Source organism: Halobacillus sp. BBL2006, from assembly GCF_000786645.1.
Classification (GTDB): domain Bacteria; phylum Bacillota; class Bacilli; order Bacillales; family Halobacillaceae; genus Halobacillus.
In genome coordinates this window covers 1-10,957 of record NZ_JRNX01000508.1, presented here as the reverse complement: position 1 = coordinate 10,957, position 10,957 = coordinate 1, and the positions used below count along the sequence as shown (strand labels likewise).

The following is a 10,957-nucleotide window of genomic DNA, read 5'->3' as shown; positions in this document are numbered from 1 at the left end:
TAGATAAAAATATTCTCATTCGCGCGGTCGCTGGGAACGATTTCACCTTCTATTCGACGTGCCCATTCTGACATATAGCGGAAATAATCGATAGCCAGATCCACTTCTCCGCTGGCCAGCTCATAATCTTTCCCTTGTTCTTCTTGTAAGAGATCGATGAAGGTTGCACGGTTTTCTTCAATTCTGTCTCCTAATTGGCGTACAATTTTTCCACGTTCTATATTTGGAGTCAGTTCCCATCCCTTTTGAGCTTCTAAGGCTGCTTGTACAGCTCGATCTACGTCATCTGTTGTACCTTTTGGAGTTTTTGATATGACCTCTTCTGTTGCAGGGTTTATTATATCAATCCATTCATTACCGTTAGATTCTGTGTATTCACCATTGATATATAGTTGATGTGTCTTCAAGAAAATTCCTCCTCTGATGATTTACGATCCTCATTCCACCATTATCGTTAACATAAACCAGCGAGTAGGTTAGCCGTTTCTCAAAAAGGGAAAGGCCTAACTAACAAAAAAAGGGAAAGAAGGAGATACGATGAATAAACAAAACCAAATGTTTTGGATATTAGGGATAATCGGACTTTGTAATCTGATCGCATCCATAATCTTATTCCTATCGATTCAAAATCCTATGATATCTGGTCTTCTACTCGTATCAGGAATTCTTCTGATCACAGGTGGTTATGTGGATCGAAAAGAAAGAATCAGACGTAAGGAAAAAGACCATTAAAAAAAGCCCTTTAAAAGGACTTTCTTCACCATTCTAAAACAAAACCTTTTATTCTTTTTGAGCCGCCGTCATCATCCCTCTGCTCTGCTACAAAGTATGGATCTTCCTCATCCAAGTGATAGTTAATCGTTTCAGGATCGAGATAGAGCTTGTACTCCAAGTCAGATACTTTATGCAACGTGATGTCGGCTACTGTTGTTTGATTTGCTTCATCATCAATGATCAAAATGTCGATATGATCATATCCATGAGTGATCAAACGATCCTTTAAATCCATTTTACCAATCCTCCGTACACCGTATTCTACTTTTTCCATACCCCGAAACAGATCTCTAAAAACTAACTTTATGTACGAAAGCGGGCGAACCCGCTCTCAGGTATATAATTAGTATCCATAACCGTATCCACGGCCACCTACATAAGATGCACCGATGATGATCAAAAGAATGAACAAGACAACTAATAGCGCGAAACCTCCGCCATATCCGTATCCTCCGCTCATTTACTTAACCCCCTCTCTTGCTTACTTTACTACCTTATTCAGCACGTGAATGAAAGACAGGGCAGGAGCGGAATTTAAATAATCTTTTTATAAGTACGCACAAAAATTCATAAAATGAATACCCTTCGGAGCGCGAGCCAGGCAAAGTATAAAGCCTGAGCAAAAAATGCAATTCCCCATAGCGGGGCCGGAATGAATTTTGTCGCCCGTGCTAAATTGGCTGCATCGCCCGCTTGTAATGGAGATACAAAGCTGATCCACATGATTTCAAAAGCGCTCGTGACGGCTTCAACGAATACTAAAGAGGCTAAGAATACAAGCACATATTGAATCAGTGTCTGATTCCCGCTCCTAAGCAGCCAAAGGAACCCTGCACCAAAAGTTACGATCCAAAATAGTCCATAAACATTCCGGACCCAAAAAACGAGATTAATAGCTAAGAACGCTAGTAATAGATAGATCATCCATTTGTATTGGCCTTTGACAATTAGATAAAAAAACAAAAATGCGAAAAATGAAGAAAATACATATCCTGACATGCTGGTTAATACATGACTGATCCAAGAGGAATGACCAGTCATCGTCGTCCCGGATGTGTTTGGCAACAGTGAGATTCTTCTTACTTCACCACCTGTAACTAAAGCCATCAAGGAATGTCCACTCTCGTGAATCATCGTATTCAATATTGCAAAGTATTTCCCTACGATCGGAAGCTGAGTCAACAATAAAGCAACGATTAATCCTATTATGATTTGCCCTTTCATAGTTAACTATCCTTTCTTTTCAAATGACGGTCACGAATGATTCGTCAAAATTTTTATATGGCGTTATAATAATCAGTAACTTCAATAACCGAGGGCTGAATGATGATAAAAAAAACTCTTTCTTTAATAATACTTGTGATCCTTCTAACAGGCTGCGCTGCTGAGTCTGAAGAAAATCAAACGTTGACGATATCAGCTGCAGCAAGTTTAACCGATGCGATCCAGGAAATCGCTGCTTCCTATGAAGAATCACACAATGTAAACATTAAACTTAATCTCGCAGGTTCAGGCAAGTTAGCTCAACAAATTGAACAAGGAGCCCCTGTGGACCTTTATTTATCAGCGAACCAGGCCTGGATGGATCAACTTGCTGAAAAAAAGCTGGTTGATCCCGATTCAAGGACCAACTTTGCAACCAATCGAATCGTATTAGTTGGATCAAAAGGTAAGAAACTGAAAGGGCCTATCCAGGAGCTCCAGACGTGGTCAGAAAATGAACAATTGGCCATCGGGGACCCTGAGAGTGTGCCTGCTGGTACATATACGAAGCAAGCACTCAAAACGATTCAAGTTTGGCCGAAAATTCAGAACCAGCTTGTCTTTGCCAGTGATGTACGACAAGTATTGGCTTATGTAGAATCAGGGAACGTAGACTTTGGATTCGTCTACGCCAGTGATGCGCAAATATCAGACCAGGTTTCAGTGTTGACAACACTCGACTCAGACTGGCATAAACCGATTATCTACCCTGCCGCCATCATTTCCGATAGTAACCAAAAGAACCACGCTGAGAAATTCCTCTCTTACTTAAAGAGTAAACCAGCACAAAAAGTCCTTCACAAGTATGGATTTCAGGAAGTTGATGATCAATGATGGACGCATCCCCATTATGGCTTTCCTTAAAAATTGCCACCATTGCAACTGTGATTGTGTTTGTTTGTGGAATAATCCTTTCCCGATTAATTTCGCGCAAATTATTTCCCGGGAAAAGTATTGTTGAATCGATATTATTACTTCCATTGGTTCTTCCACCGACAGTGGTCGGATTCGGGTTACTATATCTTTTCGGGAAAAATGGCTGGATTGGAAAATGGCTCCTGGAATGGTTTGACGTGCAGGTCGTTTTCACCTGGATCGGGGCCGTTATTGCCGCTATTGTTGTATCTTTTCCTTTAATGTATCAGAGTGCATCTGCTGCTTTTCAAAATTACGATCCAAATATCGAAAATGCCGCCTTAACGATGGGGGCATCTAAACTTAAAGTCTTTTTCACCATATCGCTTCCACTTGCTTGGCCAGGTCTACTAGCTGGTCTAGTGTTGACTTTCGCCCGAGCACTCGGTGAGTTCGGAGCTACTTTAATGATTGCAGGATATATTCCTGGAGAAACAGATACGATCCCGCTCGCCATCTATTTCGCCGTTGAAGCCGGCCGAATGGAGCAAGCCCAAATGTGGGTGATCGTCATTTTATGTCTAGGTTTCAGCTCAATCCTTTGGCTGAATTGGTGGACACGAAGAAGAATATTACCCTATCAAAGAGATTGATGCAGGGAGGCAGCATGTATGCTGGAATTAAATTTTCAAAAACAACTAACACACTTCCCTCTAAATGTTCGTTTCGATATAAATAAAGAAATTGTCATTCTATTTGGCCCCTCCGGTTCAGGGAAAACGACAATATTAAATTGTATCGCCGGCCTTACCCACCCTGACGAGGGGCGGATTTTGTTGAATGATCGATCTCTTTATAGAAAAGGCAAGAAGCCTGTTCCCGTTCAACATCGGAAAATCGGTTACCTATTTCAAGACTATGCCCTCTTTCCTCACATGACGGTGAAAAAGAATATTGAATATGGAGCGTCCGAGGATTCATTGGTCAATCAGCTGACAAAAGTCGTCTGCATTGAACATCTTATGAATAAATTCCCTCGCCAAATATCGGGAGGAGAAAAGCAACGGGTGGCCTTAGTCCGTGCTTTAGCAACTCAGCCCGACCTATTGCTGCTCGATGAACCTTTCTCCTCATTAGATACGAAAACGAAAGAAGAATGTCACCATGAATTGAAACGACTTCATAAGATCTGGAAAATCCCTATCATTTTGGTCACCCACGATGAACAAGAAGCGAAAAAACTTGGAGATCGCATCATTTATATGAACCAGGGAGACGCAGTGGAATAAAAAAGCATGCATATCGATGGGCGATACGCATGCTTTTTCTATATATACTAATAATTACCATTTTTTTGAAACGTTCTCTTTCCGTTAGCCGTACCTTTATTAACCTACAATAGAGGAGTGTTTTGATGGCTATGTTTATAGGGTTACTAGGAATAGGGTTGTCGATTGTCGTTTCTATCAGGTATATGAAATCAAGCCGGAGCACGTTCCTGAATCGTACTGCTTATTTAAACGAAAGGACGGATGCGGTCCAATGTCATCATTGTAGATCCATCCTGAAAAGACAAAAACATGGTCAGCAATGTCCGAACTGCAGACGCTGGGTGTAGATCGCCCATCGATATAAGCGATATATGCACCAACTTTTTGAAAACAAGCGCACATATCGCTATGAGATACGGACGCTTCGCTTTTAATTATTCAAAATGCGTTTCGATATATTGCTTCTCCTCAGCCTTACTTAAAAGCCCCTTGGCTTTGCCAACACTTCCACCCTTCCAATCCCAAATGGTGTTGTGGACTTCAACAGCGTTATCAAAGTCACCACGTCCCCATGCTTTCAAGGTTCTTTCATAGAAATCAAAATGATCGTATTCTTTAGAGGTACCTTCTATATTATTCAATACCGCCTGCATTTCCGCGATTCGCTCATCTGTTATCCGTAAATGACCTGCCCACTTTTCATCGGATCGAACTTTTTGATGTGTCATTTTATGAAGCATATCTTGGAAAAACGATTCAGTCGGAAGATTGTCTTCATCAACAGAAACTGCTTCAACCTTTTCTTCAAATTTTTCCTGCTCCTTTGCCTGTTCCTGGGCTTTCTGTTGTTGTTCATTAATATCTGAAAATATTAGAAATAGAAAAACACCACCTAGTAAAATGGCCGTACCTCCAATAATAGCAATGATCCATCTATACAAGTTCAAATTTATCATTCCTTTCAATTTAGATTGCTGTCTCAAAGCTTCTTCACCTTATACAAAACCGGATACTCTTTGTGAATGGAAATATAATCCACTAATTCTAGGACGCTAATTCAATGACGATATCCATCTGTGCTATTCTCGACGCTCCTTCAGAATATTTTTCATAAGCTTTTTTCCAATCCTTATTTTCGTAGGTCAATATATTTTCAAAAAGATCAACTGTTTCCGTCGTCCAATCTGCAAGTTCGCCGTACCCTTGTTCGTCAAAATACGTTTCAAATTGTCGTAAGTCTTTTACAACACGGTCCGAACTTGCTTGAAGAGTACCCCTTCGTAATCACTAAGGTCTTATAAATCATCTATAAGGGATAAAAATTTGTGACAAAAGTCTAGTTAATGTATTAGACGTAATGAACCAATAAATAGTTTGGTAAATCTATAAAAAATGACAAATTTCTTCTTTTAGAAAAGGGTGAACTAATAAATATTCTCCTGATTCTTCCTCGTAGATTGATCTACACGTTGCGGCAGTTATTTCTAGGCCGTTTAAAATAAATAACCTGTGTGTTTTCCTTTTCGTATAAACAAAAAACGCCACTTACAATCCTTGATTTAATAAGGATGAAAGCAGCGCTTTATATCTGACTATTTTTACTGGTATTTTCTACTCTAGAAAGGCTATACCGTAATTTTTATTAGTAAACGCCCCCGGCAGGATTCGAACCTGCGACACACGGTTTAGGAAACCGATGCTCTATCCCCTGAGCTACGGGGGCAAATAAGCGTACGTAGAATATTATACAAAACTACACGTCCATTGAAAAGCAATTTCTTTCCCAAATTGCCCCATTCGTGTTACTTACTCTGTCTGTATATGATAAAATGTTATTTGTCTGTCAAAACGTATCGAATTTTGTATTTTATTGCTTTTGCAGCACCTAATGAAATCATATACACAATCATACGATTTATAAAAAATGACCTGAGGTGCTTGTTGAATTGAGTCTTAAGGAGGAGAAGAGATGGGACAAATACCTTTCATAGCTGTTGAAGGGCCCATTGGGGTTGGGAAAACGTCTCTGTCTAAAAAGCTCGCCTCCCAGTTTGATTTTCATTTGCTTAAGGAAATCGTTGAGGAGAACCCATTTTTAGGCAAGTTTTACGATAATATTGAAGAATGGAGTTTCCAAACGGAAATGTTCTTCTTGTGTAATCGATTCAAACAGCTGGAAGATATCGATCGCAAATATTTGAAGTTAGAAAAGCCAGTTGTAGCTGATTACCACATTTCCAAAAACATGATCTTCGCACGTCGAACATTACGAGAAGATCAATTTCATAAGTACTCTCAAATATTTGATATACTAACAAACGATATGCCTCGGCCAAACATCATCGTTTATTTAGATGCCAGCTTAGATACATTGCTTGAGCGTATCCGAATGAGGAACCGAGATGTAGAGGCAAATATCCAGCCATCTTATTTAAAGCAGTTATCTCAGGACTATGAGGATTTCATGAATCATTTTGAAGCGACACACCCTGAGATTCCTATTATCCGTTTGAACGGAGACGACCTGGATTTTGTTAAACACCAGGACGATTTAAATTATATTGTTGATCAAGTTGAGCAGCATTTAAATAAAGGAGAAGTTATTAAATGAACGCACGTGAACGTTTCGGAATTCCCCATGACAGTGTCATCACGATTGCAGGGACCGTTGGAGTCGGGAAATCTACGATGACGAATGCTCTGGCGGATGCATTGAATTTCCGTACCTCTTTTGAAAAAGTGGATACCAATCCGTATTTGGATAAATTTTATCACGACTTCGAGCGTTGGAGTTTCCATTTACAAATCTATTTCTTAGCCGAACGTTTCAAGGAGCAGAAGAAGATCTTTGAATATGGTGGAGGTTTCATTCAGGATCGATCCATCTATGAAGATACTGGTATATTCGCACGCATGCATTATGAAAAAGGAACGATGTCTGAAACGGATTACGAAACGTACCGTAACCTTTTCGATGCCATGGTTATGACACCTTACTTCCCTCATCCAGATCTGCTGATCTATTTGGAAGGTTCTTTCGATGATATCATCAGTCGCATCAAAGAACGTGGCCGCCCAATGGAACAAGAGACACCGGTCGAATATTGGGAAGAAATGTTCAAACGCTATGAAAATTGGATTGATAATTTCAATTCTTGTCCTGTCCTTCGCCTGAATATCGCGGACTATGATGTATTGAAAGATGAGAATAGCATTGATCCGATTTTAGAGAAAATTGGCCACTTTATTCAACAATCTCGTAAATGGCGCTCTAGTCGCCTTCTGACATAATCTGACATAATCTGACATAAAAAGTGAACCTCCTGCAGAACCATTCGTTCTGCAGGAGGTTTTATTTTTTCAAAAATTATTTTTTGAGATACTCATTAAGCATAGCCCGATGACTTCCGATCATTTTTTCGGGGAGTCTATCGGCAGGAACAAATTTAAATTGAATTGATTCCTCCGGATCCACATTCATTTCACCCGAAAAACTACGGGTATAGTAGGCTGTTGTAACGACATAAAATTCGTCCCCATTCTCTGCTCTTATGAAGTGATCTTTACCTGAATACACATTTAACAAATGTAAATCATCTATAGATAATCCTGATTCCTCGTACACTTCACGTTTCGCTACTTCTTCCGTACTTTCACCGAGCTCCATCAGCCCTCCTGGCAGTCCCCAAACACCGTAGGGAGATGTCCGTTGTTGTAATAAAATTCTGTCTTGATCATCGGTGACAATGGCGACAGACCCTACAAAAATTAAAGGCCGATGACCGACAAGAGCGCGCAAATCTTCAACGTAACCCAAATGGATCCCCCTCTGTCTTCGAAAATTTAGTAGGCGAGCCCAATAGTTTCTTTTTTCCATTTATCTTCTTCTAAGGAGGTCAATAGAAAATGAGCGACATCACTGCGAGTGATCCTTTTTCCGTTTTTAGGAACGACACCTTCCGTTGCTCGATACGTCTTCGTTGTCTCGCCATCATCCAAGCGCATAGGACGAGCGATGGTATAATCCAGGTCAGCGGCTAAAATCGTATTTACTGCCCTTCTATGATCCTCTAATACGTTTTTCAAGATGCGCTGTGACATCCATCCTAAAAATCCTGGAATCTCCTTATAAATCCCTGCAGAGGCCACATAAAGAATTCGACTAAGTCCGTGTTTTTGCATAGCTGGTACGATATTTTGCATCATTTCTTCCAATACGTCTGATGGTTTTAATCCTTCTGATCCTAAGCATGAAATAACTGCCTCATGTCCTTCTACGGCTTTATCAACGTCCTGTTCATTGAGGGCATCTCCTTGTATGACGTTCAGCCGTTCATGCTCCACCGTTAGTTTGGAAGGAGTACGCACAAATGCTGTGACATGATGACCAGCCTCAAGCGCCTGTTTCACGACTTCCTTCCCTGTTCCACCCGTTGCACCGAACACAATGATCTTCATAGTTTACCTCCTTATTTTTCCTTCCTTCTCTATTATAACTTGGAATCATTCATCCCCAAAGATGGAAGGTGGCAATAAGAAGCCTTCTCTTTAAAATTATGGCGATCTAATTTATTGGTGATCACTTTGTTATAGATTTACTAATTGAAATATAGGAAAGGTTTCCAAGTACCCATTCGACACCACTAAAGTTTAGAAATTGAGCCTTCTATCGGGAGCTATTATGAAATACATAAAAATAACCATAAGATTTAGAGTGCCAAAATAAAAGAGGAATTCCTTTTTTCGTTAATCTTCAATTTTTCTCAACACCGCAGTTAAAATTACTGCCCCAACGACCATAATTGCGCCAATCCAAGGTGTATGAATCAATCCAATAGAATCGACAATCACGCCTCCTAAGAAGGACCCGATGGCAATACCAACATTAAAAGCAGCAATATTTAGAGCCGACGCAACATTGACAGCTGAGGGCACATATTTTTCTGCAAGTTTCACAACTAATATTTGTAAAGCAGGGACATTCATAAAAGCAAATAATCCCATGAAGAAAATGATAAGCAAACCCATCATTTTGAAGGGAATCGCAAAGGTCAAGACGAATAACACAATGGCTTGTAGGACGAACATCCAGAATAAGGCTTTGAGTGGGTTGTGATTAGAGACCCTTCCTCCAACAGTGTTACCAATTGCTACGGCCAACCCATAAATAAGCAAAATCACACTGACAAAGCCTGGGTCGAATCCTGTCACCTCTTCCAGTAGTGGAGCTAGATAGGTAAAGGCTACAAATGTCCCTCCATATCCCAGGGCTGTGATGAGAAATGCCAGTAATATTTTTCTGTTTTTCAATATCTTCATCTGTTCTTTAAACTTGGCAGGAGGTGCTTCCTCTAAATTCTTTGGAATAAGAAGAGCACTAGAGAGAATACCAACAACACCTAACAAGGCAACGCCCCCAAATGTCGCTCTCCATCCAAAAGTTTGACCGATAAATGTTCCCAGAGGGACACCAGTCACAGTAGCAACAGTAAGACCAGTAAACATGAATGCGATGGCGCTCGCCCGTTTATGATCAGGAACGAGACTTGCTGCAATGGTTGAACCGATGGAAAAGAAGATTCCATGAGAAAACGCCGTTACGAATCGGGCGATGAGTAATAAACCAAAACTTGTAGAAAAAGCTGCAATTGAATTTCCTAAAATAAATATCACCATAAGTGCCAGAAGCAAGCTTTTTCGACTCATTTTATTTGTCAGGGCCGTTAATACAGGAGCTCCTACTGCCACCCCGACGGCATAACCGGACACAAGTAGACCGGCAAGTGTAATGGAGATAGACAGGTCTCCAGCAATAGCAGACAATAATCCTACAGGGACAAATTCCGTCGTCCCAATACCAAAAGCACTGATAGCAAGGGCAAGTAACGCAAATGTATTGATTTCTTGTTTATGATCAACAGAAGATGAATGAACACTTTGTGTTTGTGAACTCATCTCACATACCTCCTAATGGTTCTCAAATGTTCGTGAACCAAGGCGCCGTTTGGAACACAATTATGATTATGAGTGCCACACCTCTCTTTGAGAAGTACGCACTTTCATGTGCTATAGGCACCTGGAGGTAACAATTTAATCAAATCAAGGTTCATTTGTTCCCTTTTTAAGCTTTTTTAGGAATAGGTGTAAGCATAAGAGTAGAGATTGAGTCGATAACGTGATAATTTATTGTATAGCAAAACTAAGAGTGTACATGCTAAAAAGATCCCTAGTTGAAAAGATAAAGGAGAGTTCGTTCTCATGCACAAATATAACATTCCTGTGGAAGCGGCATTGGAAGTCATTGGCGGTAAATGGAAGGTCGTCATTTTATGTCATCTTATTGAAGAAAAGCGTCGAACAAGCGAACTGAAACGGTTAATGCCAGGAATCACACAAAAGATGTTAACCCAGCAGCTTCGTGAGCTTGAGTCAGACGGAGTGATTAATCGGATCGTTTATAATCAGGTTCCTCCCAAAGTGGAATATGAACTGACGGAATATGGATGGACATTAAAAGGAGCGCTAGACATGTTGTGCGCATGGGGAGAGCAGCATATAGAAAAGACCTACCCAAATAAAGAAGACGTTTTATTAGATCCGACCGAAATGGAAACCGTATAAACATAAAAAATCCCTCACTGACGAGGACACGTCGATGAGGGATTTTATTTTGGCAAATAAAAAAATCGTTACACAATGTAACGATTTTTGTTCTATAAATCTCCAATATTTATGCGCTATATTTGAAAATTAAATGGCGGAGGAGGAGGGATTCGAACCCCCGCGGGGCGTTA

Annotated in this window: 16 protein-coding genes and 1 tRNA gene; 8 read left to right on the top strand and 9 right to left on the bottom strand. The window is 40.3% G+C overall.

Annotated elements, in window-relative coordinates:
• Nucleotides 1-407 (bottom strand): aldehyde dehydrogenase family protein (locus LD39_RS14940; RefSeq protein WP_035548838.1); only part of this gene is annotated, 407 nt, incomplete at its 3' end.
• Between the two features lie 130 nt (nucleotides 408-537).
• Between LD39_RS14940 and LD39_RS14935 the strand changes: the two genes are divergently transcribed.
• Nucleotides 538-732 carry a hypothetical protein gene (locus tag LD39_RS14935; RefSeq protein WP_035548834.1) on the top strand — a complete coding sequence of 65 codons (195 nt, stop codon included), beginning with the start codon at nucleotides 538-540 and terminating at the stop codon, nucleotides 730-732.
• 25 nt (nucleotides 733-757) lie between these two features.
• Here the strand turns inward: LD39_RS14935 and LD39_RS14930 are convergent, their stop codons facing one another.
• From LD39_RS14930 to LD39_RS14925, 3 genes are all read right to left on the bottom strand, one after another.
• Complete coding sequence (locus tag LD39_RS14930) at nucleotides 758-1,009, bottom strand: hypothetical protein (protein ID WP_035548831.1); 252 nt, start codon at nucleotides 1,007-1,009, stop codon at nucleotides 758-760.
• A 108-nt stretch (nucleotides 1,010-1,117) separates the two neighbouring features.
• Complete coding sequence (locus LD39_RS22230; RefSeq protein ID WP_081988468.1) at nucleotides 1,118-1,234, bottom strand: YjcZ family sporulation protein; 117 nt, start codon at nucleotides 1,232-1,234, stop codon at nucleotides 1,118-1,120.
• A gap of 107 nt (nucleotides 1,235-1,341) precedes the next feature.
• The gene (locus LD39_RS14925; RefSeq protein WP_035548828.1) at nucleotides 1,342-1,998 is read right to left on the bottom strand and encodes a M50 family metallopeptidase; all 657 of its coding nucleotides are present in this window, start codon (nucleotides 1,996-1,998) and stop codon (nucleotides 1,342-1,344) included.
• Between the two features lie 102 nt (nucleotides 1,999-2,100).
• On the opposite strand from LD39_RS14925, the gene modA reads away from it, so the two are divergent.
• The 4 genes from modA (at nucleotide 2,101) to LD39_RS22730 (ending at nucleotide 4,510) form a co-directional block, all read left to right on the top strand.
• On the top strand, nucleotides 2,101-2,871 hold the full coding sequence (gene modA, locus LD39_RS14920; protein WP_035548826.1) for a molybdate ABC transporter substrate-binding protein: 771 nt from the start codon (nucleotides 2,101-2,103) through the stop codon (nucleotides 2,869-2,871).
• Complete coding sequence (gene modB / locus LD39_RS14915; protein WP_035548844.1) at nucleotides 2,871-3,545, top strand: molybdate ABC transporter permease subunit; 675 nt, start codon at nucleotides 2,871-2,873, stop codon at nucleotides 3,543-3,545. Before modA ends, modB begins: the two co-directional genes overlap by 1 nt.
• Nucleotides 3,546-3,563: 18 nt before the next feature.
• Complete coding sequence (locus LD39_RS14910; RefSeq protein WP_035548823.1) at nucleotides 3,564-4,181, top strand: ATP-binding cassette domain-containing protein; 618 nt, start codon at nucleotides 3,564-3,566, stop codon at nucleotides 4,179-4,181.
• Between the two features lie 125 nt (nucleotides 4,182-4,306).
• On the top strand, nucleotides 4,307-4,510 hold the full coding sequence (locus tag LD39_RS22730) for a hypothetical protein (RefSeq protein ID WP_156112658.1): 204 nt from the start codon (nucleotides 4,307-4,309) through the stop codon (nucleotides 4,508-4,510).
• Nucleotides 4,511-4,597: 87 nt separating this feature from the next.
• Here LD39_RS22730 and LD39_RS14905 read toward each other — a convergent pair whose 3' ends face one another.
• Nucleotides 4,598-5,146 carry a DUF6241 domain-containing protein gene (locus LD39_RS14905; protein WP_052158890.1) on the bottom strand — a complete coding sequence of 183 codons (549 nt, stop codon included), beginning with the start codon at nucleotides 5,144-5,146 and terminating at the stop codon, nucleotides 4,598-4,600.
• A 667-nt stretch (nucleotides 5,147-5,813) separates the two neighbouring features.
• Nucleotides 5,814-5,886, bottom strand: a tRNA-Arg gene (locus LD39_RS14900).
• Nucleotides 5,887-6,132: 246 nt separating this feature from the next.
• Between LD39_RS14900 and LD39_RS14895 the strand changes: the two genes are divergently transcribed.
• Together LD39_RS14895 and LD39_RS14890 are read left to right on the top strand one after the other, a co-directional pair.
• Entirely contained in the window at nucleotides 6,133-6,774 is a 642-nt protein-coding gene (locus tag LD39_RS14895) for a deoxynucleoside kinase (RefSeq protein WP_035548819.1), read from the top strand.
• A complete protein-coding gene (locus tag LD39_RS14890) occupies nucleotides 6,771-7,454 on the top strand; it encodes a deoxynucleoside kinase (protein WP_035548816.1) in 684 nt (227 codons plus the stop codon). Before LD39_RS14895 ends, LD39_RS14890 begins: the two co-directional genes overlap by 4 nt.
• A 76-nt stretch (nucleotides 7,455-7,530) precedes the next feature.
• Here the strand turns inward: LD39_RS14890 and LD39_RS14885 are convergent, their stop codons facing one another.
• From LD39_RS14885 to LD39_RS14875, 3 genes are all read right to left on the bottom strand, one after another.
• On the bottom strand, nucleotides 7,531-7,980 hold the full coding sequence (locus LD39_RS14885; protein WP_035548813.1) for an NUDIX hydrolase: 450 nt from the start codon (nucleotides 7,978-7,980) through the stop codon (nucleotides 7,531-7,533).
• Nucleotides 7,981-8,006: 26 nt separating this feature from the next.
• A complete protein-coding gene (locus LD39_RS14880; protein WP_035548810.1) occupies nucleotides 8,007-8,621 on the bottom strand; it encodes an NAD(P)-dependent oxidoreductase in 615 nt (204 codons plus the stop codon).
• 288 nt (nucleotides 8,622-8,909) lie between these two features.
• Nucleotides 8,910-10,118, bottom strand: coding sequence for an MFS transporter (locus tag LD39_RS14875; protein ID WP_035548807.1), 1,209 nt, complete (start codon nucleotides 10,116-10,118; stop codon nucleotides 8,910-8,912).
• Between the two features lie 303 nt (nucleotides 10,119-10,421).
• On the opposite strand from LD39_RS14875, the gene LD39_RS14870 reads away from it, so the two are divergent.
• A complete protein-coding gene (locus LD39_RS14870) occupies nucleotides 10,422-10,784 on the top strand; it encodes a helix-turn-helix domain-containing protein (protein WP_035548805.1) in 363 nt (120 codons plus the stop codon).
• The last annotated feature ends 173 nt before the right edge of the window (nucleotides 10,785-10,957 follow it).